At 54.9% G+C, this 26401-nt stretch carries 25 protein-coding genes; 4 read left to right on the forward strand and 21 right to left on the reverse strand.

The window, feature by feature from the left end; all coding sequences use genetic code 11:
• Nucleotides 1–66 precede the first annotated feature (66 nt).
• The 10 genes from C173_RS12560 to C173_RS12605 all read right to left on the reverse strand — a co-directional run bounded on the left by C173_RS12560 (nt 67) and on the right by C173_RS12605 (nt 9824).
• A complete protein-coding gene (locus tag C173_RS12560; protein ID WP_162174689.1) occupies nt 67–1431 on the reverse strand; it encodes an ABC transporter substrate-binding protein in 1365 nt (454 codons plus the stop codon).
• Between the two features lie 102 nt (nt 1432–1533).
• Nucleotides 1534–2370, reverse strand: a complete 837-nt coding sequence (locus tag C173_RS12565) for a carbohydrate ABC transporter permease (protein WP_036702263.1) — start codon at nt 2368–2370, stop codon at nt 1534–1536.
• A 25-nt stretch (nt 2371–2395) separates the two neighbouring features.
• Nucleotides 2396–3334: a carbohydrate ABC transporter permease gene (locus C173_RS12570; RefSeq protein WP_036725265.1), complete on the reverse strand. Its 939-nt coding sequence runs from the start codon at nt 3332–3334 to the stop codon at nt 2396–2398.
• A complete protein-coding gene (locus C173_RS12575; protein ID WP_036725266.1) occupies nt 3331–4707 on the reverse strand; it encodes an FAD-dependent oxidoreductase in 1377 nt (458 codons plus the stop codon). Before C173_RS12575 ends, C173_RS12570 begins: the two co-directional genes overlap by 4 nt.
• A 474-nt stretch (nt 4708–5181) precedes the next feature.
• Entirely contained in the window at nt 5182–6390 is a 1209-nt protein-coding gene (locus C173_RS12580) for a M14 family metallopeptidase (RefSeq protein WP_036725269.1), read from the reverse strand.
• Nucleotides 6391–6558: 168 nt separating this feature from the next.
• Nucleotides 6559–7365: a glutamate racemase gene (racE, locus tag C173_RS12585; RefSeq protein ID WP_036725271.1), complete on the reverse strand. Its 807-nt coding sequence runs from the start codon at nt 7363–7365 to the stop codon at nt 6559–6561.
• 225 nt (nt 7366–7590) lie between these two features.
• On the reverse strand, nt 7591–8067 hold the full coding sequence (locus C173_RS32855) for a YtxH domain-containing protein (RefSeq protein WP_051478008.1): 477 nt from the start codon (nt 8065–8067) through the stop codon (nt 7591–7593).
• Between the two features lie 101 nt (nt 8068–8168).
• Nucleotides 8169–8834 carry a helix-turn-helix transcriptional regulator gene (locus C173_RS12595; RefSeq protein WP_036725272.1) on the reverse strand — a complete coding sequence of 222 codons (666 nt, stop codon included), beginning with the start codon at nt 8832–8834 and terminating at the stop codon, nt 8169–8171.
• Nucleotides 8835–8877: 43 nt separating this feature from the next.
• Entirely contained in the window at nt 8878–9318 is a 441-nt protein-coding gene (locus C173_RS12600; protein ID WP_036725274.1) for a DUF86 domain-containing protein, read from the reverse strand.
• Between the two features lie 218 nt (nt 9319–9536).
• On the reverse strand, nt 9537–9824 hold the full coding sequence (locus C173_RS12605) for a Dabb family protein (RefSeq protein WP_036702274.1): 288 nt from the start codon (nt 9822–9824) through the stop codon (nt 9537–9539).
• Between the two features lie 199 nt (nt 9825–10023).
• Between C173_RS12605 and C173_RS12610 the strand changes: the two genes are divergently transcribed.
• The gene (locus C173_RS12610; protein WP_036702276.1) at nt 10024–10608 is read left to right on the forward strand and encodes a helix-turn-helix domain-containing protein; all 585 of its coding nucleotides are present in this window, start codon (nt 10024–10026) and stop codon (nt 10606–10608) included.
• A gap of 116 nt (nt 10609–10724) precedes the next feature.
• On the opposite strand, the gene C173_RS12615 is transcribed toward C173_RS12610, so the two are convergent.
• From C173_RS12615 to rpmG, 7 genes are all read right to left on the reverse strand, one after another.
• Nucleotides 10725–11348, reverse strand: a complete 624-nt coding sequence (locus tag C173_RS12615; protein WP_036725278.1) for a class I SAM-dependent methyltransferase — start codon at nt 11346–11348, stop codon at nt 10725–10727.
• Between the two features lie 170 nt (nt 11349–11518).
• Entirely contained in the window at nt 11519–11788 is a 270-nt protein-coding gene (gene rpsN, locus C173_RS12620; protein ID WP_036725280.1) for a 30S ribosomal protein S14, read from the reverse strand.
• 20 nt (nt 11789–11808) lie between these two features.
• Complete coding sequence (locus tag C173_RS12625; protein WP_081751143.1) at nt 11809–13020, reverse strand: metal ABC transporter substrate-binding protein; 1212 nt, start codon at nt 13018–13020, stop codon at nt 11809–11811.
• A complete protein-coding gene (locus tag C173_RS12630) occupies nt 13014–13877 on the reverse strand; it encodes a metal ABC transporter permease (protein WP_036725281.1) in 864 nt (287 codons plus the stop codon). The genes C173_RS12625 and C173_RS12630 overlap by 7 nt, the downstream gene beginning before the upstream one ends.
• Nucleotides 13823–14530, reverse strand: coding sequence for a metal ABC transporter ATP-binding protein (locus C173_RS12635; protein ID WP_036725282.1), 708 nt, complete (start codon nt 14528–14530; stop codon nt 13823–13825). Before C173_RS12635 ends, C173_RS12630 begins: the two co-directional genes overlap by 55 nt.
• Before the next feature lie 501 nt (nt 14531–15031).
• On the reverse strand, nt 15032–16240 hold the full coding sequence (locus tag C173_RS12640) for a GTP-binding protein (protein WP_036725284.1): 1209 nt from the start codon (nt 16238–16240) through the stop codon (nt 15032–15034).
• A gap of 352 nt (nt 16241–16592) precedes the next feature.
• The gene (gene rpmG, locus C173_RS12645) at nt 16593–16742 is read right to left on the reverse strand and encodes a 50S ribosomal protein L33 (RefSeq protein WP_036725285.1); all 150 of its coding nucleotides are present in this window, start codon (nt 16740–16742) and stop codon (nt 16593–16595) included.
• 215 nt (nt 16743–16957) lie between these two features.
• Between rpmG and C173_RS12650 the strand changes: the two genes are divergently transcribed.
• Genes C173_RS12650 through C173_RS12660 form a run of 3 tightly spaced genes read left to right on the forward strand, consistent with a single transcriptional unit; the run spans nt 16958 to nt 19914 of the window.
• Complete coding sequence (locus C173_RS12650; RefSeq protein WP_036725288.1) at nt 16958–17998, forward strand: CobW family GTP-binding protein; 1041 nt, start codon at nt 16958–16960, stop codon at nt 17996–17998.
• 31 nt (nt 17999–18029) lie between these two features.
• Complete coding sequence (locus tag C173_RS12655; protein WP_036725289.1) at nt 18030–19019, forward strand: permease; 990 nt, start codon at nt 18030–18032, stop codon at nt 19017–19019.
• Nucleotides 19020–19056: 37 nt separating this feature from the next.
• Nucleotides 19057–19914 carry a TIGR03943 family putative permease subunit gene (locus C173_RS12660; RefSeq protein ID WP_036725291.1) on the forward strand — a complete coding sequence of 286 codons (858 nt, stop codon included), beginning with the start codon at nt 19057–19059 and terminating at the stop codon, nt 19912–19914.
• Here C173_RS12660 and C173_RS12665 read toward each other — a convergent pair whose 3' ends face one another.
• From C173_RS12665 to C173_RS12680, 4 genes are all read right to left on the reverse strand, one after another.
• Nucleotides 19915–20310: a NusG domain II-containing protein gene (locus tag C173_RS12665; RefSeq protein WP_036725293.1), complete on the reverse strand. Its 396-nt coding sequence runs from the start codon at nt 20308–20310 to the stop codon at nt 19915–19917.
• Between the two features lie 146 nt (nt 20311–20456).
• Nucleotides 20457–23573 carry a PAS domain S-box protein gene (locus C173_RS12670; RefSeq protein ID WP_063830908.1) on the reverse strand — a complete coding sequence of 1039 codons (3117 nt, stop codon included), beginning with the start codon at nt 23571–23573 and terminating at the stop codon, nt 20457–20459.
• 85 nt (nt 23574–23658) lie between these two features.
• Nucleotides 23659–25383, reverse strand: a complete 1725-nt coding sequence (locus tag C173_RS12675; protein WP_162174690.1) for a sensor histidine kinase — start codon at nt 25381–25383, stop codon at nt 23659–23661.
• A gap of 124 nt (nt 25384–25507) precedes the next feature.
• A complete protein-coding gene (locus C173_RS12680) occupies nt 25508–26389 on the reverse strand; it encodes a carbohydrate ABC transporter permease (protein WP_036725298.1) in 882 nt (293 codons plus the stop codon).
• Nucleotides 26390–26401 lie beyond the last annotated feature (12 nt).

A 26401-nucleotide genomic window follows, 5' to 3' on the forward strand; every position in this document is an offset into this window, starting at 1 on the left:
ACTGTAATGAAAGCTTCAACGTCCCTATTATAATCCATAATCACTGCTGCCTTTGCACTTCATCCGTTATTTCTGATTGGCAGAAACTACCTTCTCGACTTCCGCTGTCATCTCACTCTTGACCTCATCGAAGCTGCGGTTATCCAGGATGAAGCTGGCGAAGCCGTTCTCCACAATCGCTTTCAGTTCGCTGCCGTACGGCACGCTGAAGGTGTCCGGCATTTTAATATTCGGATCGAACAGCGTCTTGGAGAGGGAGGCGGTATCGATCAGATCTGTATTTTCCCCGAAAAAGCTATTGATCAGCTCCGCTCCGTCCACACCCTTGAACGAAGGAATCTCCTTGGTGAACTTGTAGGCTTCCTTGGACATCCAGCGGATGAAGTCATACGAGGCTTCCTTATTCGCTGATTTCGCGCCCATGGCCAGGCCGCCGCCGGAGATATTCGTCATGCCCAGTTCCTTACTGTCCACCGAACGCGGCAGCGGGGCGTACATGCTCTGGAATTCATGCGGGAATTTCTCCAGGTTCAGCGCTGCCCGGACAGCATAGCTTGGCACAGCCAGCATACTGGCATTTCCGGCAAAAAACTGCTGCAGCACATGATAGTTCGAGGCAAGCACATCCGCATACGGCTCAGCGCTCTTATCTTCCTTCTCCATCGTGCGGCGGAGGTTGAAGAAGTATTCGAAGGACGGATCGTCAAAAATCGGCTTCAAGTCTGCGCTAAGCTGCGGATGCGGCTTCTCGGTGTATGCGATAATGTTCGGATATTCTCCCCAAGTGTGGAAGTACGTTCCGAAGTGCTCGGGTGTCGTCAGCTTCTTGGCATAATCGCGGAAATCATCCCAGGTCCAGCCCATCTCAGGCAGGGACAGCCCTGCAGCTTCCAGATGATCCTTGTTGAAGACCGTCAGCCACTGCGTCGAGCTGGGCAGAATGCCGTATACCTTATCCTCCAGCTTCAGCAGCTTGGAATATTCATCCTCGGGTTTGATACTCTCCTGTTCAAAAAAGGAGTTAAGCGGTTCCACAACACCCCGCGAAGCACGCTCCAGCAGCTCATCCTCGTTCCCGGTCATGAACACATCGACCACTTCGCCGCCTGCGACCAGAATATCCAGCTTCTTCATGAAATCTGTGCTGTCGCTATTCTGGACCAGAGATTCATACTCCACTTCCACTTTATCCTGAGCTTCGTTATACGCCTGAACGGCCTGGTAGATGGGCTCTTCCGGCTTATCGGCCTTGAAGGTGTAGAATTTGATCTTAGCTTTGCCTGCAGGCTGGGCTGTGCCGGTGGTTCCGGCAGACGGATCAGCCGAGGCTGGCGCATCGGTTGCTGCTGAGGTGTTGCCCCCATTCCCGCCGCAGGCGGTGACGGAGAGCATGAGGAGCATACTGGCAAGCATGAATGGTAGTTTTTTCAAAGCAATTCCCCCTTGATTTGTTGTCTGCAGGCTCATTATACAATCTAAGCTTTGCGCACACCGTGTACAGCTATGCGGTGTGCGCGTACACTTTTTTGACCTTTACCCTTTGACTCCTCCGATGGCAATCCCGTTAATGACCTGCTTCTGGAGGATCAGGAACAGCACCAGCAGCGGCAGAATCGCGGCCACGGAGGCCATCATCATGACGGAGATCTGTGTACCGAATTCCTCCTTGAAAAATTGCATCCCGAGCGGAATCGTATACAGCTTGGTCGAATTCAGCATGATCAGCGGCCCCTGGTAATCATTCCAGGTCCAGATGAACTTGATGATCCCTACGGTCGCCAGAATCGGGCGGCTCAGCGGCAGCACGACACTCCAGAAGATGCGTAAGAACCCGGCGCCGTCCAGCTCCGCCGCTTCCAGCATATCATTATGAATGCCGATCATGAACTGGCGCAGCAGGAAGGTGAAGTAGCTGGAGAACATCCCCATCAGGATCAGCGCGGCATGGGAATCATAGAGTCCCAGCTCCTTAATCATAATATAGCGCGGAACAAGCGTGGCCTGCTCGGGAATCATCATGAACGCCAGCATCAGGGTGAAGATCAGCGCTCTGCCCTTGAAATCCAGCTTGGCGAGCGCATACCCGGCCATCGCCGAGATGACAATCGTAGCCAGCGTGGAGATCAGGGCGATTTTGAGCGAGTTCATATAGAATAATCCGAATGCCACATCACCCATCCACACCGCCTTGAAGTTAGCGATCAGATTCCAGTCGGTGGGAATCCATTGAATCGGGAAGGTCCAGACCTCCTTCTCCGTCTTGGAGGCAGCCGACAGCATCCAGACCAGCGGCATCAGGAAGAATACCGAGCACAGGGCGAACAGGACCGTGAAGATCAGATTGCCGGGCTTAAGTTTTTTCATTGTCATTGCCTTTCGTTCCTTTCGCCTTGGACTAGTAATGGACCTTACGGTTCTGGGTTATCCAGGTAATGGAGGTCACCAGCATAATGATCAGGAACAGCACCCAGGACATCGCTGAGGCGTAGCCCATTTTGAAGCGCTCGAATCCTTCTTCATAGATCTGGTAGACGATAACGGTACTGGAATAGTTGGGACCACCGCTGGTCAGGAACTTGATCATGTCGAAGATTTTGAAGGAAGAGATCGTGCTCGTTATCGCCAGGAAAAAGGTAGTCGGCCCCAGCAGCGGCAGCGTAATCCGCCGGAACTGTCCGATCCCGCTCGCTCCGTCTATCGTCGCCGCCTCATACAGCTCCTCGGGAATATTCGTCATCCCCGCCAGGAATATAATCATCTGGTAGCCCAGCAGCTGCCAGACATAGATAATCATAATCGCAATCAGCGAGAAGCTGGTATCGACCAGCCAGCGCGGCGGTTCGGATACTCCAAGCTGCATCAGAATCTGATTGACCGGCCCCTTGGACGGATGGTAGAGCGCTTGCCAGACTGCGGCGATGGCTACCGTGGAACAGATATAAGGTACAAAGAAGGCTACCTTGAAAAAGGTCTTGGCATACAGCTTCTTATGAATCAGCGCCGAGAGAACTACTCCCAGCAGCATCGTGACCGGCACTGTGCCGACCGTGAACAGCACATTATTCTTCAGGGCCAGCAGGAAGCGGTTGTCCCTGAACAGCTCGATAAAGTTATCAAGACCGACAAAGTTAATCGCCGACAAGCCGCCGACCAGGTTCCACTCCGTCAGACTGAGGAACAGGCTGAACAGCAGCGGGAACACTGCGATGACGAGCATCCCGATGACCTCTGGCGCAATGAACAGCCATCCGGCGAGCTGCTCCCGTCTCTTGCGCGTCCAATAGGTTTTGGGCTCAGTCCCGGCTGTCTTCCGGGTAATCGCAGATTCACTCATTGCATTCTCTCCCTTGCAGTTTCAGCTTGGTTGTCCGGCAGATAGCCGCCTTCTTCCCGGAGACGGGCGCGAAGGAGGGGGACATCTACGGCATGGACATCGCCTCCGGTCTGAGTGGCAGCCAGTGCCGCAGCAAGTCCGGCAGCTTCGCCCATCGCCAGGCAGACCGGCATCACACGCACGCTGCCGAGCACCCTGCGGTCACAGGAGATAGACCGTCCGGCGACCAGAACGTTGCGTAGTCCGCGCGGCGTAAGGCAGCGGTACGGAATGCCGTGCGATTCACCAGGCCCGTAGAGCGTGATGGACTGGCTGGATCCGGCGCCGCTCTGCTGCTCCTTCTGTGTGCCATGCACATCAATGAAGTAGCTGTTGCGGCAGATCTCATCATCGAAGCTTCTGCGGGAGATGTAATCCTCCGCAGTCAGGACATAATCGCCGGTAATCCGCCGGGATTCCCGCGTGCCGATCAGTGTGCCTGTGCTCATCACTACCGCATTGCCGAAGGCCGCAGGGTGTACAGCGGCAAGCATGTCCCGGTAGGCGGCCGCCATCTTGCGTCCCTCTACCAGCGCCCCGGATACGGAGAAGGCATTCGTGTTGTCAATTCCCCAGAGATGTCCGGCATTGAAGCCTACGGCACGCGGAGCTACCATATTGTTGCACAGATGCGTATCCGGAATGCCCGGATATTCTCCTGAGCGGACCACCTCATGGATCGGGCTGTGCGGGTTCTCCGCATGGAGCTTCGGCCCATTCACATAAGCATAATCATCCACGTTGCCCAGTATGAAGCAATGGGTCGCGGGCTGAAGCTCGCCGGTCGCTTCGTCCCCCATTTGGTACTCGGCACCTGCCCATGCAGCAACATCGCCATCTCCTGTGCAATCGATATACACGGCTGCCCGGAAGGCCTGCAGGCCGCTTTTATTGAGAAGGAGGAGTGTGGTGATGTTGCCGTGGTCGTCTCTATCCACATCCGCAAGCGAGGTCAGGAACAGGATGTGGGCACCCGACTCCGTTACGAGATCGTCATAGACCCGCTTGAGCTTCTCCGGTTCGATCGGCACCCAGTCCATCGCATCCTCCGGCACATGCGGCATTTGAGCCTTTAAGGTATTGAACACCTTGGCCGCGAGACCACGGTAGACCATCTTCTCTTTGTCCGAGAATGGGCACCAGGCCGGTACCAGGCCGGAGGTTCCCATTCCTCCAAGGCTCCCGGTCGCTTCGACCAGTAGTGTCCGCGCCCCTTCCCTGGCCGCCGCCGCTGCGGCGGTGCAGCCCGCCGGCCCGCCTCCGACTACAATTACGTCGTAGGAGGCGTTCAGTGGGATTGGTTTACTTTTCAGCGTATACGTAACGTTCTCCATTTGGCTCTCACTTTCCCGGCGGGTAGTCCTCTTTCCGTGAAGCCCTCCGCCGCTCTTCTATACGCTAATTTTAGCAAGAGACTTTGGCGGATACGGTATAGCTTTCATACGCGTTAATGTGTATTATTTTGACTCTCATTTTTAGCCCTAAGCGCCTGCGCTAACAAGCGCAGATAGGCGTTAGCATACTAAAGAAACCGTTCTTACAGAAGTAGGAGGTCTCCCTCCAACTCTATGAAAGAACAGTTTCTTAGGTCAGGTATGTGGTGACTGGTGGCAGTGGCAGCATCCCGCGAATCAGGGGCACTTTTGCACCTCATTGGCTCACCCAGCCAACTTTTGCTGAAATCAGGGGCACTTATGCTCTTCATCCCCACGCAAAAAAAGGATACAGCCGCAAAGCATCATTTAGTCAGGATTGCGGCCGTGCCCTTTGCTGTTATCTTACGCAAATTTGCAGAGATTGTTTCATTTTTATTTCAAATTCGACAGAATCGCACTTAGAATCAGGCCGGTGTCCAGGGCCATATCCTCAAAATCAGCCACGGGCAGCGGATTCTTGCCCACTCCCAGCTCTACGGTGAAGCCCGGCTTGCGGAAGCGCTCGATGAACCAGTCCTTGTAGCCGGCATCGCTGCCGGTCAGCTCCACCGCCCTGTAGCCGCTCACCGCCGCAAGCGCCGCTGCCCACTGCTTACTCTCTGGCGGCTCATAGCCCCGGTAGTTCCAGTAGATCTCTGCCCCCTGGCTGTGCAGGGATACGGCGGCATCGCCCGGAACCCGCTCGGCCAGCGCCGCCAGTGCCGCCGCCTCCGGCTCACTGAGCGGCGCCGGGCCGCTGTAATCGCGCGGCGCCGGGCCGGGCACCTGCCGCCGGTCGCGTTCCTCCTCCCAGTGTGCGGGGAACTGGTCTCCAAGATCGACACCGCGGATGTTCGCCTTCCAGTGCCGGAAGCTGCGCCTGCCGCAGTTCCACCTCATCAGCTCTGCATAATGAGGATGGTCCGGCATCGCCCCTTCCTGCACCAGCTCGACACCGTCGGGATTCGCCATCGGCACGGCCCAGAGTGTCCAGTCCCGGTGCCAGTCCACAGGCTGACGCCCGTGCCAGTCCGCACCTGATTCATAAGCAGCCGCATATTCTTCAAGAAAGCTCATCAGACACGGGGACGTCAACCATTCGTTGGCATGCAGCGCGGCATTCACATGCAGGTGGCGCGGGCCGCTGCCGATCCGCAGCAGACGGAGCGGCTTGCCGAGCACACTGTGGCCTATAACCTCGCTGCTGACAAAAGGATAGCGGTCCGCAAGTCTTGCAGCATCCGCCTCAATCTCAGCCGGTCCGTATTCCCCGTGCAGATAAACCTCTGTCCCCCGGGTGGCCGCCGGAATCACCAGCACCTTGCCCGGCAGGCAGATACGTCCCGAGCTTACCCCGGGATTCAGCATCTCCAGCTCATCTATGCCAACCCCGAACAAGGACGCGATGCTCTGCGCATCGTCCCCCGCCTGCACTGCATACCGCTTGCGCGGGGCAGACGGCAGGAACAGCACCTGCCCCGGATATAAATACGGCTGGCTGCCAGCCCATGGATTCCCCTGTATGACATGCTCCGGTGTCAATCCGTGTCTTGCGGCGATACGGCTTACGGTATCTCCCCTGCGGGCAATGTATTGCTGCATAGGTCTCATCCTCCCGGCCCTCTTGTGCCGGCGTCCCTAACATCCTCCGTGATGACATGCGGGACCCGGCCCTCATGCCTAGTATATGAGCAGCAGCAGCGGGTCATGTGGAAATGTAGCAACTCGGGGGTTTGTCCCTATTCAGTTCGCCGCTGCAATGCTCTCATCCTACAGAGTTGATACTTGCCATACTACCGGCGTCCGGCTGATCTGCTCTCCCAGCCAGTCCCGGGCAATCCGCTGGAAGATTTCCGCATCTCCGCTGCAGAAGAACTGGTGAATCGGACTCTCATCCCCGCGCGCCAGCTGGCCTTTATCGTAGAGGATGGTGCTGATCTCCCGCGCCGTCTCATCCGCCGAGCTGATCAGCTTGACGCCGGGTCCCATCACCCTGCCGATTGGCTCCACCAGGAACGGATAATGGGTGCAGCCGAGAATCAGCGTATCGATCGGCTCGTACTTGATGCCGTTCAGTGATTCGGCCACCGCCAGATGGCTCTCCTCCGAGCGGAATAACCCCTGCTCTACGTAGGGCACAAGCGCCGGGCAGGCTTGGCTGACCACCTGAACAAAGGGAGACAACTGCTTCAGCGCCGCCGTATAGGCACCGCTTGTAATCGTGCCGATGGTGCCGATCACGCCGACCTGTCCGCTCTTGGATGCGCTGATGGCGGCGCGGGCACCGGGGTGAATGACTCCGATCACAGGAATGGCTACCTTGGCGGAGATATAATCAAGCGCTGCTGCCGTTGCTGTATTGCAAGCAATGACGATCATTTTAGGATTAAATTGAATTAAATAGTCCACGATTTGTTCAGTGAACAATTTCACTTCCTCAGTGGAACGGGGTCCGTACGGGGCTCTTGCCGTGTCGCCGAAATAGATGATTTTCTCCCGAGGGAGCTGTCGCATCACTTCCTTGACTACGGTCAATCCTCCTACGCCTGAGTCTAATATTGCTATTGCCTGCTGCACGAACACACCGCATCCTTTAACTCGTTTTGTGTAGCTTATGTAAGGCTGGAATAATGTGTACCAGGATTTCAGCCCCAATTGCAGATATTACCCCATTTGCCGGTTCAGTTCAAGTAGGGAAGATAGCGGAGCCATAATGCAGACCCACCCGAAGCATACCGCCACACGCAAAAGCCGTCTCCCGCCTGTGCAGCGGAAAACGGCTCCATACCTTTTATATCAAGCTTAGGACAGCTTCCCTGCGGTTTTGCCATCCTCGATAGCTTCCGCTACAGCAGCATCTGTACCGGTGACAGCTTCGATCTCAGCCTCCACCACTGCCGCTTCTTCAGCAGCCTCATATGCAGCCACCTCGTCACGCACGGCTTCCACTGCATCGGTAACTTCCACAGCCTGCTCCGCAATGCCGCTTACAGTAGCTACATCTGCTTCTTCCACCGCATCCTTGACGGATTTGCTCCATTCCTTGACTTCGCTTACCACCGAGACTACAGCTTCTTTGGCCTTACCGTAGATCTCAGTGGTCTTCTCGCCGGCCTGGCCGGCAATAACCTGGACCTTATCCACAGCTTCCGTTGTGCCTTCGGCAATATCCTTGCGCAGCTCCTTACCCGGCTTAGGGGCGAACAGCAGCGCTGTCACCGATCCCACAATACTGCCGGCGAGTACGCCCCAGAGCAAGCTTTTGTTATCTTTTTTCATCATCAATCTCTCCTTTGGATTCTAAGTGCCTCTGCCCGGCCACCCGGGCGATCGCCTATTTCTGCTATATCATAAGCATAGAGAGGATGTCCTGTGACTGTTCAGCCCCTGATTTCGGAAGTTTTCTGCTCGGGGTTCGGCGTGATAGCATACCGGCAGCATTGGCCGCCCTCCGCCATACATTCACTGCGTGTCACCTTCGCCTCCAGCAGCTCCTCGAACAAATGCTGCTCGCACTGGCAGGCCTTGCGGTACTGGGTAGCCACCTGACGAATGGGACAATTATACTCCCTCAGTGTGTATGAGCCGTCCTCTTCCTTGCTCCACTCCGCCATATAGCCCCCGGCATTCTGAATGGTTGACAGCTCCGCCACCCGCTCCTCCAGATCACGGCTCTTCATCATCGAACTGTACTGGGCAAGCATCCGCCGCTTGCGGCCTTCAAACAGTATATTGACCGCATCCGCCCCGCTCCCGTGGTCCAGCTCCCGCAGCAGCTCCAGCGCCAGATTGTGATAGCTTTTGGGAAAATGATCCTCCGCCCGCTCGGTAAGCGAATATACATGCATCGGACGTCCCATGGCCTGGCGCACAACCTTGGTCTTGGCAAGCGACTCCTGCTCCAGCTGAAGCACATGACGGCGGACACCCATCTCGGTAATTCCCAATTCCTCGGCAAGAGCGCTGATCGTCAGTGGACCTCTCATCTTCAGCAGCGTCATAATCATCCGCCGGGTTGAACCGCTCTCCTGACCCTTCTTCGCCATAAAGGACCTCCTTTCTGTCTGTATGCACACAGCCCCGGCTCAGCTAACCCGTGACCCCGCTGCCCAGCTCCTGATCCAGATACCTGCGCACCTCGCAGGCGAACTTCTCCAGAATATCCGGCAGCGTCCGGGTCATGGGGTGCAGCTCTCTGCGTTCCCATACGAAATAATCCTGAACCAGCGGCTTACGCAAGGCTACAAGCGAAGTCAGATCCTCGTAGATCCCGCTGTCTCCCAGCACCTTTTCCTCATGGATAATAGATATAATATCCTCGTAGCTTCCGGCATCACGCATAATGAACCCGTCAATCAGACAGCTGCCCACATCCGTCACGACTTCAACGGCCAGATGTAAGCACCGTTCCTGCACCAGACCCAGCAGCGTACTGCCGTCCCAGGAAGAAGCTGCATGTGCTAGACCTTCATTAAGATCAGGGATCTGTTCAAGAATAACTTCTATTTGCTTCCGGTTGACATAATACACAGCTGACCCTCCACCCTGCGGTATTTAGTGACCTTCCTTAACATGAACTGCCGTTATTTCCCCCGCCTGCCCCGGCGCTTCAGCCAGAACACCATCACGACACACGCCGCCATAAAAACAATCAGATACGTCAATGCTTCCATCGGATACTCAAGCTCACGCATTCCGCTCACCGCTTTCCGTGCTTAATGGGTTCCAGCCTTACAAGTCGTGCAGTCTCAGATCTCGTAATCGACCGCTACCGACAGCTCCTTGACCTCGTTGATATGGGCAATGACTTCCTTGTGAGCCGGATGCACCTGATACGCCTGCAGATCCTCCATCGAGGCAACAACCGTGACCAGGGCGATATCGAACGAACGCTCCGAGTGAATCAAATCGGCCCCGACTTCAATGGACAGCAGCTGGGGAATTCTTCCTTCCATATTACGGAGGACTGCAACAGTCTCTGCGACCTTGTCCGGGGACCGGTCCTTTAATTTGAAGAAAACAATATGCTTGATCATCTATCCCGCTCCCAGTCTGATTAATGTGAAATTGATTACTCAAAATATATCATAAACTGCAGCATTACTGAAACAATCTTGGTTCATGACCAAAACAGGAGCTTTGCACTCTGGACGAATGCCGTGATGAAATGGTAAAGTCATAACAGCTAAACTAGATGATCCGTCACTTCATTAAATCAGTACACCCGGAGGTATTATGGCTAAAAATCAGCAAGAAACACATAAAATTCAGGCCTGGTCTCTGATCAACCGCAAATATCTTGGACAAGGCGTACGGGTCAAAAGATTTCGCCGCCCCAAACGCAGCCAGATCCGCAACCGCGTTCTGCTGGCCATCCTGATGGCCAAGGACATGAAGCTCTCCCGTCTCGCAGAAGAGCTCTCCGTCTCCTCACGCAGCGTAAGCGCATGGGTATATGAAGGACGCATTCCCTCCAGAACCAATCTGGACAAGGTCTGCCGCCATTTAGGCTATCCGCCCCATATCCTGTTCAATGAAGCTCTTCTGCGGCAAAGTCCGATTGTGTGCCAGCCGACCCCATCCCGTTTCATGAAAAGAACGCTCGCCCATTCACCGCAGCACAACGCGATTCTGACCGGACTCTGCATGGTATATGATTTCTCGGTAACCGATGTCAGCATCTGGATCGGCGTCCATCCCGGCACCTTCCGCAAGTGGCTGCACCACTGCCATCTGCCTACCCTGGCCCTGCAGGAGAAGGCCGAGAATTTCTTCCGCATTCCGCGGCATATCCTGTTCGCCGACTGCGAGCTGCATTAACCTTCATTAATAGGAAGCCGCAGGAAGAAGTAGGAGCACGCACAGCATCAGGTTCACAGTAGGGTCCTTCTCGCCGCAGGGAGGGGCCATGTTGACGTTACTTTCGCAGATGGCAGTTACCGTTTGAGCGCAAGGATCGTTCTTAGTATGTATTCATGAGTCCCGCCCTGCGGGTTCTGCAACGACTCGGTAAATGAACCTGTCTCCAGAATCTCGGTCCCGGCAAAATGCTCCCGCAAATCGGCATCGCTGAAGAAGTGGGCATATTTATCCTCTTTATATTCAAAGGTGCCCGGCTCCAGCTCTCTCCCGCAGCCGTTATGGGGATCTTCGTCGGAGAAGCTGGTGAAGTAGAGCAGTCCTCCAGTCCTGACCTGACGGAGACTCGCTTCAATCAGCCTGCGGCGGTCCCCGGCGAGGAATAAATGCAGAACATCATAGCAGTATACGGCATCTACAGACTGCCTAAGCTGCGGCTCCAGCGCCGAGCCTGCAATAAAGCTAGTTCCCGGGTCCCATGCTGCGGCCAGCTCAAGCGCCGGTTCACTTAATTCTATGCCGTATACTTTAAAATCAGCAGAGAATACTTTGGTATTCCGCCCATACCCGGCACCCGGAACAAGAACGGAGGAGACACCTGCCTCCTGGAATTTCCGCTTCGCCCATTCTGCCGACGGGCTTGGCTCACTCCCCCAGATCATCCCCTCCTGCGCAAATCTTTTACTCCAATACTCAGTCATGCAGCTCCTTCTTTCCTGTTGAGATTATGTATCTATATAGCTGTCCCTCTTCTCTATCATAGTCCACTCTGCCAGATCCGGCAAAGTCTATGGACACAGCAAAACGGCTGGCTCCTGTAACACAGAGAGATCAGCCGTCTTGCCGTTATAGCATCTATGAAGTTAACAGCCTACCAGCTGGACTTGGTAACGCCCGGAATTTGTCCCTTATGCGCCAGCTCGCGGAAAACGATCCGGGATATCTTGAATGTACTCAGATAGCCACGCGGTCTGCCGGACACGCTGCATCTGTTCTTTTGGCGGGTGGCTGAGGAATCCCGGGGCAGCTTCTGCAGTGCCATCACATCGCCCGCCGCCTTCAGCTCTCTGCGCTTGTCAGCGTACTTCGCCACCAGCACCTGCCGTTTCTGTTCCTTCACAACCTTAGATTTCTTGGCCACTATAGATCACTCCTTCGTTCTTATTCGTTCAGCGCCTGGATCAGCGCTTCAAGATTCTGCTGCATCAGACTCAGGTAATCCAGATTATGGGCAGCGTCTTCCTCTGTTAATCCTTCGATTGGATTCAGCACGGCAGTCTTGGCTCCTATTTCCTGGGCAATAGTATCAGCGACACTGGAGGAGACCAAGGTCTCGAAAAAGATCGTAGTCACCTTATTCGCCTTAGCGAACTCCACAATCTTGGCCATCTGTGCAGCAGACGGCTCCTGCTCCGGCGACAATCCGGCAATCGGCACCTGAGTCAAGCCATATTGCTTTGCTAGATAACCAAAGGCGGCATGCTGGGTAATAAAGTCCTTACGCTTCGTGTTCTGAAGCCCGGCTCTGAAATCCTGATCCAGCTTCTCCAGCTTGGCGATATAAGCATCGCTGTTAGCGTGGAAGGCAGCAGCATTTCCGGGAAATGCTGCGGAGAGTGCTGCTTCAATGGTCTTAACCTCCCGGATAGCCATCACCGGGTCCAGCCATACATGAGGATCAAGCCCGCCGTGGTCGTGGTCATGGTCTGCTTCACTGACAGCTGTATCATTATGGGAATGGTCGTGACCGCTTCCTTCAGTTGCGGACTCATCATGTTGATGGTCATGGCCGTGATCGTGGTCTGCTTCAGCCGCAGCTTCCTCTTCATGGCTGTGTTCGTGTTCATGTTCGTGTTCATGTTCGTGTTCATGTTCGTGTTCGTGCTCTGTCCCTTCATTAATCTGGAGTCCTTTACTCGCCTCTATCGTAATCAGATCACTTCCGGCAGCACCGTCCACAATCTGCTGCGCCCAGCCCTCCATGCCTGCGCCATTATAGACAAGCACATCTGCATCCGAAATATCAGCCATATCCTTAGCAGTCGGTTCCCAGTCATGCGGCTCGACTCCGGGCGGGACCAGCACCTCCACATTGGCAAGGTCGCCGGTAATGCTTTTCGTGAATTCGTACATCGGGTAAAAGCTAACCTTAATGTTCAATTTATCCGCTGCGGGTACAGATGAAGCTTCGGCCGCAGCCGATGGTGAAGCCGCCGGACTGCTGGTTGAAGCGGCTTTCGTCGCAGTGTTGTTGCCGCAGCCGGAGATCACCAGCATGGCGGTCAGGGACAAGGCGGCAAGCTGACGGATTCTGAATGTGAATGTGGACTGTGCGCTTGAATTGGATATTGCTATGGATTTGAATTTCAACATATGTTGTGAGCCCCCTTTTCTTCATTGGCTTGAGATGAATACTGGCTGCGGCTGCGCAGCCTGATCAGCTTCTGTACTGCAATGGCTATCAGCAAAAATACCAGCAGAATGAGTGCAATCGTGCCTCCTGGAGGCGTGTTGATATAGTAGGAGGCTGTAAGCCCGCTGAACACACCGGTCAGCCCCACACTGACGGAGATCATTATGGCTGCCGTGAAGCCCGATGCAATCCGCAGCGCTATAGAAGCGGGCAGCACAATCAGAGCGGATACGAGCAGCACACCCACCACCGGCATAGCTGCGGCAACGGTCATACCGGTTAGGACGGCGAACGAGAAGGACAACCACCCGGTACGGACACCGCTGATAGCGGCCGTCTCTTCGTCGAAGGTTAGGCTGTACAATGGGCGGCGCAGAATAATGAAATAGAGAAGACCGGCTGCAGCCACCACGGCGATCAGTTTAAGCTGAGTATCACTTACGGCAACAATGGAGCCGAACAGATAGGAGCTGAAGCTCTTGGTCAGATTCTGCTTCAGGCTCATCAGCACGACGGCCAGCGCCAGGCCGGAGGTCATAATAATAGCAACCGGAAGCTCGCTGTAGGTACGGTAAGAGCGGCGCAGCTGTTCAATAATCAGCCCTCCTGCTATAGCTACAGCGAAGCCGCTTAGAGCAGGATTCCATCCCAGTACGGAACCCAGTGCTACTCCGGCAAGGGAGACATGAGACAGCGTATCGGCCATCAGCACCTGCCTGCGGAGCATCAGATAGACTCCCAGCAAGGGTCCGATCAGCCCGATCAGGCCTCCTGCCCAAAATGCGCGTTGCATGAATTCGTAACCAAGCATGTCCAGCCCTCCTGCTCCTTGCGTTCCAGCGTAATCACGGTATCCAGATAGGAACTCGTCTCTTCCAGGCCGTGTGTAACCATGATGACGGTCCGGCCATGCCGGCTGACATAATGCCGCATCAGCTCATAGAACCCGGTGCGGCTGGCAGCATCCATCCCCGTTACCGGCTCATCCAGTACCAGCACCTGCGGCTGCTGGGCCAGCGCGCGGGCGATGCAGATCCGCTGCTTCTGCCCGCCGGACAGCTCACCGATTCTCCGGTTACGGTACTCCCACATCTCCACCTGCCGCAGGCTGCTCTCGACGAGCGCCTCCTGTTCCTTAGTGAAGCGGCGGAACAATCCCAGCCCTGAATAACAGCCGGAACGGACCAGCTCAATCACCTTGCTCGGAAATCCGGCATTGAAGGAGGCTACCTGCTGCGGCACATACCCGACCGTAAGCCTGCCCCCTCCGGTAATTTCCCGGTTCAGAGTAACCGTTCCGCTCCAGGGCTTCAGCAGGCCCAACATCAGCTTCAGCAGCGTGGTCTTCGCTGCCCCGTTCGGTCCGGTAATTCCAATGAACTGTCCAGCCTCCAGATCCAGCGACAAGCGGTCAATCACCGGCTCATCCCCGTAACCGAACACCACATCCCTGATGGATGACAAAATCATCGTTCCTCCCCCTTTCTTTCGGCCCCCCGTGACGCTGCCATCACGCTCCCGTGCTTGATTCCGTGCTGGGTCCTACGGCTGCTGCCGTAGTTACTGCCGCGTCTGCTGTTGGGCACTTGTTGAGTTGGCTCAAGTATGTTCCATGGATTAAACAAACTAAGTATTGATTATTATTCGTAATATTTACGATTATGTTTCGACTTCATTGATATTATCGTAATCATTACGATTTGTAAACCCAAAACAACAAATTAATCGTAATCACACTGATTAACCTCGCCTAATCCAGGCAAATGGCCCCTGCGGCTCCGCGACCACATAATGTGTCCGGTTTTTTGATTACATTTGGCCCGCGCCCCTCGCAACAGTGCAATGTGTTCGGTTTTCCGCATACATTCACATTTGCCCCACATACCCTCAAGGCACCTAGCTGTTATACAGCACAAAGCCGGAATCCACACAAAGGATTCCGGCTTTCCAGACTATCATTTACAGAAGAAGTTATTCCTGCCCCGCCGCAAGCAGCTCCTCTACATGCCAAGGAAGCGGGTTGTTGAATGCCGTCCAGTCCTGGTTCATCTCCTCTGCGGTCAGCAGGCAGCGGTCCAGGCGGGCTTCGATATCCTCTCGGTTCATCTGAACTCCGATGAAGACGATCTCATTCAGCCGGTCTCCCCACTGCTCGTCCCACTTCGCCAGCACATCCGGTTCCGCAGCCAGCACCTCCTGCTGCTGCTCCTCCGGCAGGGTAGCCAGCCAATAACCGGCAGGACCGAACTGGATCGACGGCCCTGCCTGGCTGATGGTCGCTGCCAGATCACCACTGGCCGCCAGCCAGACTAATCCCTTCGCCCGGACGACCTCGGATGGCCAGTTACTGAAGAAGAAGCTCAGCCGCTGCGGATGGAACGGCGTTCTCCGGCGGTAGACGAAGGAGGTGATGCCGTATTCCTCAGTCTCCGGGGTGTGCTCCTCCTTGGCAAGCTCAGCGATCCAGCCGGACGACTGGCTGGTCTGTTCGAAATCGAATAATCCCGTATTGAGAATCTCGGATAGCTCCACTTGTGCATTTACCGTACGGATAATCTTCGCCCGCGGCTGAAGTCTGCGCAGAACGGCCTCCAGCTTGTTCAGCTCCGTCTCCTCCACCAGATCGCACTTGTTGAGCAGCAGCACATCACAGGTCTCGATCTGATCGATCAGCAGATCGACGATATCCCGGAAGTCATCTTCGCCCGCCGTCATATTGCGGTCCAGCAGACTGTCGCCCGAGGCGAAATCCTGCCAGAAGCGGTTGGCATCGACCACCGTAACCATCGTGTCCAGCCGGGCCAGCTCCGTTAGATCGATATCCAGCTCCGGGTTCGGGTAAGTGAAGGTCTGGGCCACCGGGACCGGCTCGCTGATCCCGGAGGATTCGATCAGAATGTAATCGAAGCGCCCCTCCGAGGCAAGATGATTCACTTCACGCAGCAGGTCATCGCGGAGGGTGCAGCAGATGCAGCCATTGGACATCTCGACCAGCTTCTCCTCGGTGCGGGAGAGGCTGCTGCCGGATTTCACCAGATTCGCATCCACATTCACTTCACTCATATCATTGACGATCACGGCCACCTTCAGGCCCTCACGATTATGCAGAATATGATTGAGCAGTGTAGTCTTGCCGGAGCCAAGATATCCGCTTAGCACTGTTACAGGAATTTTATCCATTGTATTCTCCTTGTAGATTATATTTTCAAAAAGGCATTCTGTTCATAGCGAACCACCAGAGATAAGTGTATTCTGTGCAACTAAAAACAGTGAAACGGAAGGCTTTCCTCTTCTAACTGTATTCTGTACAACTAGATTAGCCCAAATGGGCGAAAATCCAGGTATAGAGGCATTTTAATTGCACGAACTACAGTTAAACAGAGATTCGGCGGCACATCCGGCGATTTAGTTGTACGGATTACAATTAAGCCTAGCCCTTACACTCTAATCGGGGCGCGGCAAACTCACAGCCAGCGATTAGAAGTGATTTTCGCGAATTGAAATCCGATGGGCTACTAAGACATTCCACAGCTTAGCGGGTCTCCCGGTGCAGTGTGACACGCTTCAGGCGCGGGCAATATTTTCTCATCTCCAAGCGTTCCGGTGTCGTTCTCTTATTCTTCGTGGTGGTATAGTTGCGGTCGCCCGTCTCCGTACAGGCCAAAGTAACGATTACTCTCATTTCAATCAAGCTCCCTTCTATTTAATCGTAATTATTACGATTTACACATTCTACACGCTCCCGCCCTCCGCTGTCAACAGCTGTCCAGGAACATTTGGGCTCTCTTAGATTAGTGTTCTTTCCTGAATAAGCTTGACGTATAGATGGAATTACAAGCGGAAGCGGCTTGGCCGCCTTCTTATGGGGACGGTACTATTGGAGCGGGAGAGTGAGCCATGAAGATACCTGTGATTATACTGAGCGGATTTCTGGGGAGCGGAAAGACAACCCTGCTGCTGAGTCTGCTGAAGGAGAGCCAGTGCAGAGGGCTGAACCCGGGGGTTATCATGAATGAGCTGGGCGCAAAAGATGTGGACGGCTATATCCTGCAGGAGAGTACCGGCACAAGTGTGGAAAAGCTGCTGGACGGCTGCATCTGCTGCAGCCGCAAGGAGGAGCTGCCGCGCAGCCTGACCGCCCTGCTGGTACGCCGCCCGGATATCATCTACATCGAGCTTACAGGGGTAGCTGATCCGGACGAGATCGCGAAGTCGCTGCTGGCGCCGGCGCTTGCAGACCGGCTGCAGCTGCACCACGCCATTACGCTGCTGGATGCCGAGAATGTGCTGGAGTACAGCAGCCGCTTCTCGTCCGACAAGCAGCTCGTCCGCACCCTGCGCAAGCAGATCACTACCGCTGATCTCATCATCGTCAACAAAAGCGATCTGGTAGAACCGGAGACCCTCTGGAAGATTGAAAAGATGGTCTACAAGCAAAATTCGGAATCAGAGATTGTCTTCACCCACTACAGCCAGATTAATCTCGCCCCGCTGCTGACAGGCATCGCCGCCCGCGGATTTAAGGGCTCTGCTCCCCGGCGCGGCCCCGGCAATATCAGCGGCAACGTCCTCCAGCGGATGAGCACGGGAAGTAGCAGCAGCGGCGGCAGCGCAACGGCAGTACATGAGCCTGAATCCGAGGCGGACGGCTCTTTTTCCCAAGTGGCAGCAGTGACGTTAACCGTTCCCCCGGCATGGGCCGGAAGCCTCCGCCAGGAGGAGCTGGAGCATTTTTTGCGGCAATGGGGCTACAGTCTGCTCCGGGCCAAGGGCCATGTGCGGCTTGCAGGCCGGGATTCCGTGCAGCTGGTGCAGCTTGCAGGTAACCGTATCTCCTGGGAGGCTTCAAGCTACCCGGGCCAGCCTTATATCGTCTGCATCGGTCTGAATCTGGACGAGAAGGCAATCAGCCGCAGCTGGTCAGCGTTATTCAGCTAAGAACCCTGTGCGGGAAGGAGCCGATGCACCCTTGACAACCCTTACACCGTTTAAAATATTGCCGCTGCTCTTTTCCGCCGCTTTTCTGCTCACAGCGGGCAGCCTGTGGCTGCCCGGGCATCTAAGCCTGCTGGACAACGGCTATGTCGACACGTTCAAAACCGCATTCCTCGGCATTCTGCTGGAGGCCTTGCCGTTTGTCCTGCTGGGCGCACTGCTCTCCTCTCTGCTCCGCGTCTTCGTGCCGGACGAGCTGATCTCACGCTGGATACCGCGCCGCGCAGTTCCGGCTATTCTCTTCGGCTGCCTGCTCGGGATACTCTTCCCCGTCTGTGAATGCGGGATGATTCCGCTGGTCCGCCGCCTCATGCACAAGGGTATGCCGCTCTACGTGGCCATCGTCTTCATTCTGTCCGGCCCGATCCTCAATCCAGTCGTCTACGGGGCGACCCTGACGGCCTTCCGCTCCCATCCGGAGCTGGCCTACACCCGGATGGGACTGGCTTTTGCCGTAGCGGCATGCATTGGTCTGATCATCTACGGCACCGTCCGCAGATCGCCGCTACGCCTGTCCATCCGCCGGGAGGGAAGCGAAGAGCCGCATGGTACACTACGCGGGGGCCGGGCGGCGGCGGTCCTGGTGCATACGGCGGATGATTTTTTTGAGATGGGCAAATTCCTGATCATCGGCTGTCTGCTGACTGCGGGCATCCAGACCTTCATGAATCAGAGCAGCCTGTCCGCCATTGGAGACCGTCCGCTCGGCTCCTACGTGTTCATGATGGGACTGGCCTTCGCACTCTCGCTCTGCTCCACCTCCGACGCCTTCGTTGCGTCCACCTTCCTGCATACCTTCCCGGCCGGGGCGCTGCTCGCCTTCATGGTGCTGGGACCGATGCTCGATTTCAAGAACGCCCTGATGCTGCTCTCGCTGTTCAAAACCAGATTTGCCCTGTACCTGTTCTTCCTCATTGCCACGGCCGTCTTCACCAGCTCCGTGCTGGCTTCATTCTGGCTGTAGCTGCCCTGAATTTCCGAATATCTGAAGGAGGATCTGTATGAATAGCTCCGGAAGCATCCGGTTTCACTATGTACTCAGGGCAGTTATTCTGCTCGCCTTCGCCCTCTATATCGGACATCTGGTCCAGCAGGACGCCCTCCATTATTATGTTGCTCCTAAGCTGGCCCGCTGGATCCGGTTATGCCCGGTTCCGCTCTCCCTGATGGCGCTCAGCCTCGGGCTCCAGGCTGTGCTTGGCCGAAGCTCCGCCCTCTGCGACTGCGAGCACCGCCTGCCCCGTTCATTCCTGGGCAGCTCCGCGCTGTACAGCCTGTTCCTGCTCCCGCTGCTGCTCGGGTTCCTGCTGCCCGACCGGGCACTCGGCAGTGCCGCAGCGGCCAAGAAGGGCCTTACGCTGTCTTACACTGCCATTGAGCCCGGCAGCGGTGCTAGCTTCACACCGGCCAACCCCTATGAGGCCGAATTTGCAGAGCTGGCAGGACAGCTCTACAGGCAGCCCGTCATCCCTGTATTCCCTGAGATTTTCTCGGAAACGCTGGGCGCCCTTAATCTGTACAAATCGCAGTTCGAGGGTAAGGAGATCTCTGTATCAGGCTTCCTGTACCGTGAGCCGCAGGGGTCCGGCCAATCCGGCTACGCGGTCAGCCGCTTCCTGGTCCAATGCTGTACGGCAGATGCCACCCCCTTCGGCATTCTTCTTGCGCCGGGTACACAAATAAGCCTGCCCGCCGATACCTGGATTGAGGTTCGGGGCAAGCTTCATGTGACGCTCCATGAGGGAGTGGAGACTCTGCAGATCGCTCCGCAGAGCATAACCGCAGTGGCAGCACCGTCCACACCTTATGTGTACACGAACGCCGATGCCGCAGCGGCATGGACAGAGCTCCAGCCTTGACTAGATGACCGCATCCAGCGCGTCGTCATCCTCCAGCGAAGACTCAGGGTTCGAGATTTCCACCAGGAGACGGGCCGGAATGCAGATAATCTGCTGCTTCGGCCGGGAGATGAATCCCATGTCCAGCGCAATGGTCAGCGGAGCATCCGAATAGGTCATCTGAATACCATAATCGTATACCTTCAGCGTGTTATGGCCATATCGGGTGCGGATATCAATAATCTGCTCTTCCTTGGTCAGCTGTACAGTCTTGTAGGCTTTGCCGTTCACGGTGATAACAGCCTCCAGCTCCCCTTGCTTATACGGATGATTGTGGTTAGAGAACCACTTGTAGCCGTAGATGGAACCGGCGGCCAGCAATACAATGAGAATCAGCAGGAAATCTCCGCGCTTCATCGTTTTCACTCTATTGACCCTTTCGCTTGCCATTATTTATTCGTAATATTTACGATTTATATAATAGTAATGCAGACAAGGGAAAGCTGTCAACGTGAATAGCGCTTGCTTTGCCTGCCGGTTATCCGGCTTTTCACATTACAGAACTATCTGCGGATGCTGCCGGACCATTCCCTCAGCACTCTGTCCAGCTCATCTCCACGGATCGGCTTGGGAATAAAGTCCTGCATTCCTGCCCGGAGGCACATCTCTTCATCTTCCTTACGGGCAAAGGCAGTGGCAGCAATAATCACCGGGGACAGCCCCATCGCCTCGCGGATCTGCCGGGTGGCTTCAATCCCGTCCATGCCCGGCATCTGAATATCCATGAACACCAGATCATAATGCCGGGACCGTACAGCTTCTACCGCCTGTTCCCCGTTCACTGCCAGGTCAGAGGTGTAGCCGCGCTTTTTGAGAAAAGTCTGCAGGATCTGCTGATTCACCGGATGATCCTCCGCGATAAGAATGGACAACGGCCCGTATTGACTTTCGGGATAATCCAGATTGAAAACACCACCCTTATACTCCTGAGTGGCAGCAACTCCTGCCAGCAGCGCTTGGCCCTGCTCCTCCACCGAATACATCACGCCGATGGTGAAGTAGAACTCCGAGCCTTCTCCTTCGACGCTGTTCACACCGATGGCGCCATCCAGCAGCTCCACCAGCTTCTTGCTGATCGCCAGACCCAGTCCCGTCCCGCCGTACTTGCGGTTGATTGATGGGTCCAGCTGGGAAAAGGACTGGAATAACAGGTTCCGGCTGCCCTGCGGAATGCCTATACCGGTATCGGTTACCGAGAACCTCAGAATCAGCGAGCCTGGCTCCCCGGCAGCCTCCAGCTTCACACAGACGCTAACCTCGCCTTCTTCCGTGAACTTGACCGCATTGCCGACGAGGTTCACCAGCACCTGCCTCAGCCTGGTTTCGTCGGTGATGACAACAGCCGGAAGATCGGGCTCAATATGGCTGCGCAGAACCAGCCCTTTCTCCTGGATACGCGGATAGAATAGCTCACAGACGTTCTGAACGACCTGCCGGATATCGACCGGCTGCAGATCCAGCGTCATCATGCCGGATTCAATTTTGCTGAAATCCAGCACCTCGTTGAGAATATGTACCAGCGCGGCACCGCTTTTATTGATAATCTGGGTGTAATACTGCTGTTCCTCCGTAAGCTCTGTTCCCGACAGGAGATCAGCCATCCCGATAATTCCATTCATCGGCGTACGCAGCTCGTGGCTCATAATCGCCAGGAACTCAGACTTGGCCCGGTCAGCCTTCTCCGCAGATTCCTTGGCACGCTCCACAGCCTTCTCCTCGGTAATATCCCGGAAAACAACCACCGCCCCCTTGTGCTCTCCGTTATCATATAATGCCGTCATCCGGTATTTGACCAGGAAGCTGGAGCCGTCCTGACGCCAGAAGATCCCTTCCTGCTCCTGCTCATAAGAGAGGTTGGTCTTCAGCAGCTCCGCCAGCGTCCGGTGTCCTCCGGGATACAGCTCGCCGTCCATCCAGGTCTGCGCTATCGTATGCAGCTTGATATTGCCGGCCAGCTCCCCAGGGTTATATCCGAGCATGACCGACGCAGCGGGATTGATAAATACGGTCTCCCCCTCCAGATTCATGCCAAAAATCCCCTCAGATACAGAGTTCAGGATCAGCGCATGCTCGTAACTAAGCTTCTCAATCTGCTCCAGATACCGCTTAGGCTCTGTAATATCACTGGTAATGGCGAATACGCCGACCACTTCAGAATCAATGAGCATAGGGACATAAATCATCCCTACCTCCACCCTCTCGCCGTCGTGACGGATCACCCGGGTATCGAAGGTCTGGGCCATGCCTCCGGCTGCCGCCAGAAACCGCATATTCACATGCTCCAGCTCATCCTCTTCAATAATCTCACAGTAACTGGAATGCATCAGGGTCTCCCTGCTGTATCCTGTCAGCTGCTCCAGACTGGCATTCATTGACTGTATGTATCCCTGCAGATCCATGGCACTGATAGCAGACGGGTTATATTCGAAAAGCGACTTATACCGGTTCTCGCTCTCACGCAGCTGCTCCTCCATCCGCTCACGCTCGGTCACATCCTGCACCATACCGCGGATCAGCTGAACCTTACCGGAGGCATCCAGGATCACCTCCCAGTGCGCGTAGATAGACTTACGTTCCTCACTCCCCTTCACCCTGAAAATCGCCTCGCCCTTAGCCCCAGACTTCAGCGTATAATGCAGCTCTTCGCGCAATCTGTCCAGGTCCTCCGGCACTACACAGTCAAACAGCTGAGTATAATGAACCACGGTATGATTTCCGCAATTCCCGCCTAATTCAAAGATAGCCATCAGCTGGCTGGAGACGATCAGCTGCTCATATACAGAATTCCACTCCCAGGAGCCCATTTGTCCTAACTCCTGCGCAGCAGCCAGCATATCTTCAACCTTTTTCCGCTCGGTGATGTCATGGGCAATCGTCAGGATTTGCCGCACTTCGCCTTCACGATTCCGTACCACCTGAAAGGAGCTCTGGGTCCAAAGGTAATGGCCGTCCTTATGCCTGACCCTGCGTGTAAAGGTGTCACTGTCAGAGTAGAGCTTCCCCGGCTCGGTCATTTCCAGCGCATCCGCTTCATGGTAATAATCCGTTTTGTTGCGGCCGATCATGTCACTTGCCGGGTAGCCGAGCAGCGTTTCGACTGACGGGGAGACGTAGCGCAGCGTTCCATCGGGATCGGCGAATGAGATCATGTCCGGGGTGTGCTCCGTAATCAGCTCGAAGAGCTGGCGATCCTCCTCTATCTTCTTCTCCGCCAGCTTGCGCGCGGTAATATCCGTCATCTCCGCAAGCAAATGGGAGGGACTTCCAGTCTGTTCATCAATGATCAGAAAAAGATGCAGGGCAACCCAGAGCATCTCACCATTCTTATGTACGAACCGCTTGTCGGTATCTACAGCCATATCAGGACTGTTTATTAAAGCATTCATAATCTGCCCGTGATCCAGGGTATACCCTTCATCCGGAAAGACGATATCCTGGTAACGCAGCTCCTTGAGTTCGGTCTCGGTGTATCCAAACATCCCGCAAAGCGCAGGGTTGGCCATGAGCATAGTACCATCCGTAATGGCTACTGCCGCATATCCTATTGAGGACCGCAAGTACAAGTGCTTAAATAGAGTGTCGGACAAAGCTAGAGCCTCCTCTGAGAAAATGGGGGACATAATTTAGTAACATTATACCTTTTTTTCGGAATTTATGCTCCAGACCTAAAGTCCCGCTAATGAAGATACACAGGGCAAGCGCTTCTCACGTGGTCCTCTTGGGAATTCTCACCGTCACGGTCGTACCCTGGCCGATTTCGCTGTGGATCGTGATCCCGTACGCCTCGCCAAAATAAATCCGGATTCTCTCCTGGGCGTTGAACAGTCCATACGATTTGGATTGCCTGCTTAATACCGTATCCATCGTCTCCTGAGTCATTCCCGGACCGTTGTCTTCAATGCCAAACACAATCGTATCTTCCTCGAAGCAAGCCCGCAGGCTGATTCTGCCGCGCCCCTCCCGCTTGTTGTCCACGCCGTGCTCAATCGCATTCTCTACAATAGGCTGCATAATCAGCTTAATCATGTGATAGCCCAGCACCTCCGGGTCCACCTCGTAGACTACATCGAAGCTGTGGTCATGCATAATCAGCTGCAGATCAATATAAGATTTCGTATTCTCCAGTTCATCATGAACGCAAATGACATCCTGCCCCCTGTTCAGAGTCGTCCGGTAAAATTTGGAGAGGGTTGTGGTGATTTTACTGATATCATACGCTTTAATGCTTATAGCCTTCCAGTTGATCAGCGACAGGGAGTTATAGAGGAAATGCGGATTGATCTGGGCCTGAAGCGCTTTCAGCTCCGCGTCCTTCTGCACAACCTTGCTGCGGTAGACTTCATTGAACAGCTCATTCAGACTTTGCAGCATATCCTTGAACCGCGAGGTCAGCTCGCCGATCTCGTCATTGGAATCGACCACAATATCCACATGCAGGTCCCCACGGGTCACCCTTTTCATCGTGCGGTTCAGACGGTAGATCCTTCTCACGAATGCATTCGACAACAGCCAGACCGCAGGCACCAGAATCAGCAGGCAAATCCCGACCGTGAGCATGGTGGCGCGGAGAATCGTCTTGGCATCGACACCGATCGAGTTCTTGGGCATATAAAAGACAAGCTTCCAGCCCGTCACGCCCAGCGTCTGGGAGATGACGATGAAATCGCTCGCGCGCTCTTCCGCTGCCTTAGCCGATTCAAAGGACGGCAACCCGTTGTGATAGTCATACACAGGCTCCCCCGCTCCATTCTCGACCAGGACGCCGTACTCACCGGAGACCACATTGGTCAGACCCGCAAACATATCCTTGCTGTCAAAGCCTAAGTAGATCAGGTTGTCATACTGCGTTCCCGAGCCGCCCACCATCCTACGCACTGCGGACAAGGCAGTACCCTCCTTGATCCAATGCGTCTGGCCGCTGGCCATCGCCGCTTCATACCATGGCTTCCCGGATACGGTGCTAATCGGCAGAATCGTATTCTTCCGTTCCGTGATGTTGTTCCCTGTATACACCGTCAGCTGGCGGATCTCTTCGTTCAGGAACAGAAGCGTATTGAACAGCGGCTCCACGATGGTGTTCAGATCATTGTACATATAGTAATAATTGTCCGAGTAATCATTGTTGAAGACGGACACTACACTGGAGTTAAAGGTGAACGAGTCCAGCGCGGCATTGAGCTTGCTGAACTTATAATCCAGATTGGCGGCGATCTCCGACACATTGTCGGTTAAGGTCAGCCGGGCCTGCTGAACGAGCAGACTCCTGGATTGATCATACGAATACCAGCCAAGCACACTGAGCGGAATAATGATAACGAGTAAATAAGAGACAAACAGCTTATGCTTAATTCTTAAATTCCTGATGAACCGGCCTCGGCGCTCCAGATCTACCCCTCCTGTCTTAAGCCTCTTGTCCTTATAACGTAGCATTGCCCCCGGCAAATAACAATCTGTAAAAGCGGCGGCCCGCCGCATGAGCCCTGCCCCGAAACAACAAAGGGGTGTCCCCAGCCGTTTCCGGCTTACGGGACACCCGCTTACATGCAGTTTACGCTTACTCTTTGACGGCACCGAGCACGATTCCACTGACGAAATACCGCTGCAGAAACGGATAGATCAGCATGATTGGAATCATCGAGACCATCACCTTGGCCGCATTGAGCAGTTGGCTCGACATATTCGACAGACGCTTGATCTCTTCCGGATCGGTGGTGTTCATGATCGAATTCACGCTGATAATCAATTGCTGGATATACGTTTGCAGCGGCCAATTCTCCTTGTGGTTCATCAGGATCATCCCGTCAAAAAACGCATTCCAGTGGCCGACGACCGAGAACAGGGTGACTGTCGCCAGTGAGGGCAGGGAGATGGGGATATAAATCGTCACCAGCGTTCTCCACGCCCCCGCCCCGTCCATCCCGGCAGCCTCCTCCAGTTCCTTCGGAACGCCCTTGAAGAAGTTCATCAGCAGAATCACATTAAATACCGGAACGGCGGTAGGCAGCACAAGCGCCCAGATGGAATCGAGCAGCCCGTACGTATTGATCGTCATATACCACGGGATCAGCCCACCGTTGAACAGCATACAGAAGATAACGAACCACATATAGATATTTCTGCCCGGAAAATGTTTGTTCGATTTCGATAAAGGATAGGCCATCAGCACCGTAACCAGCAGATTGATGACTCCTCCGAGCAGCACCCTTTTCACAGATACGCCAAAGGAAGTGAAGAAGCTCCGGTCACTGATGACCGACTTATAGGCCTCCAGATTGAAATCAACCGGCCAGAAGAAGACCTGACCCGACATGGCCGCCACCTTGCCGCTGAACGAAATAGCCAAGGTATTCAGTACGGGGGCCAAGGAGAGAAAAGCAATCACGGTTAGAATACAATAAATCACAATATCAACAGTCCGGCTGGTTCCACGGATCACAGCAAATCACCT

It is taken from the genome of Paenibacillus sp. FSL R7-277, from assembly GCF_000517965.1.
Classification (GTDB): domain Bacteria; phylum Bacillota; class Bacilli; order Paenibacillales; family Paenibacillaceae; genus Paenibacillus_AQ; species Paenibacillus_AQ silagei.

What these genes read in the sequence shown, in the direction of transcription:
- C173_RS12675 (WP_162174690.1), bottom strand. Translation starts at nt 25,383, where the DNA reads ATGCTACGTTATAAGGACAAGAGGCTTAAGACAGGAGGGGTAGATCTG.
- C173_RS12605 (WP_036702274.1), bottom strand. Translation starts at nt 9,824, where the DNA reads ATGATCAAGCATATTGTTTTCTTCAAATTAAAGGACCGGTCCCCGGAC.
- C173_RS12660 (WP_036725291.1), top strand. Translation starts at nt 19,057, where the DNA reads ATGAATAGCTCCGGAAGCATCCGGTTTCACTATGTACTCAGGGCAGTT.
- rpmG (WP_036725285.1), bottom strand. Translation starts at nt 16,742, where the DNA reads ATGAGAGTAATCGTTACTTTGGCCTGTACGGAGACGGGCGACCGCAAC.
- C173_RS12670 (WP_063830908.1), bottom strand. Translation starts at nt 23,573, where the DNA reads ATGTCCCCCATTTTCTCAGAGGAGGCTCTAGCTTTGTCCGACACTCTA.
- C173_RS12635 (WP_036725282.1), bottom strand. Translation starts at nt 14,530, where the DNA reads ATGATTTTGTCATCCATCAGGGATGTGGTGTTCGGTTACGGGGATGAG.
- C173_RS32855 (WP_051478008.1), bottom strand. Translation starts at nt 8,067, where the DNA reads ATGAAAAAAGATAACAAAAGCTTGCTCTGGGGCGTACTCGCCGGCAGT.
- C173_RS12640 (WP_036725284.1), bottom strand. Translation starts at nt 16,240, where the DNA reads ATGGATAAAATTCCTGTAACAGTGCTAAGCGGATATCTTGGCTCCGGC.
- C173_RS12575 (WP_036725266.1), bottom strand. Translation starts at nt 4,707, where the DNA reads ATGGAGAACGTTACGTATACGCTGAAAAGTAAACCAATCCCACTGAAC.
- C173_RS12570 (WP_036725265.1), bottom strand. Translation starts at nt 3,334, where the DNA reads ATGAGTGAATCTGCGATTACCCGGAAGACAGCCGGGACTGAGCCCAAA.
- C173_RS12595 (WP_036725272.1), bottom strand. Translation starts at nt 8,834, where the DNA reads ATGGCGAAGAAGGGTCAGGAGAGCGGTTCAACCCGGCGGATGATTATG.
- C173_RS12650 (WP_036725288.1), top strand. Translation starts at nt 16,958, where the DNA reads ATGAAGATACCTGTGATTATACTGAGCGGATTTCTGGGGAGCGGAAAG.
- C173_RS12665 (WP_036725293.1), bottom strand. Translation starts at nt 20,310, where the DNA reads ATGAAGCGCGGAGATTTCCTGCTGATTCTCATTGTATTGCTGGCCGCC.
- C173_RS12610 (WP_036702276.1), top strand. Translation starts at nt 10,024, where the DNA reads ATGGCTAAAAATCAGCAAGAAACACATAAAATTCAGGCCTGGTCTCTG.
- C173_RS12625 (WP_081751143.1), bottom strand. Translation starts at nt 13,020, where the DNA reads ATGTTGAAATTCAAATCCATAGCAATATCCAATTCAAGCGCACAGTCC.
- C173_RS12580 (WP_036725269.1), bottom strand. Translation starts at nt 6,390, where the DNA reads ATGCAGCAATACATTGCCCGCAGGGGAGATACCGTAAGCCGTATCGCC.
- C173_RS12565 (WP_036702263.1), bottom strand. Translation starts at nt 2,370, where the DNA reads ATGACAATGAAAAAACTTAAGCCCGGCAATCTGATCTTCACGGTCCTG.
- C173_RS12615 (WP_036725278.1), bottom strand. Translation starts at nt 11,348, where the DNA reads ATGACTGAGTATTGGAGTAAAAGATTTGCGCAGGAGGGGATGATCTGG.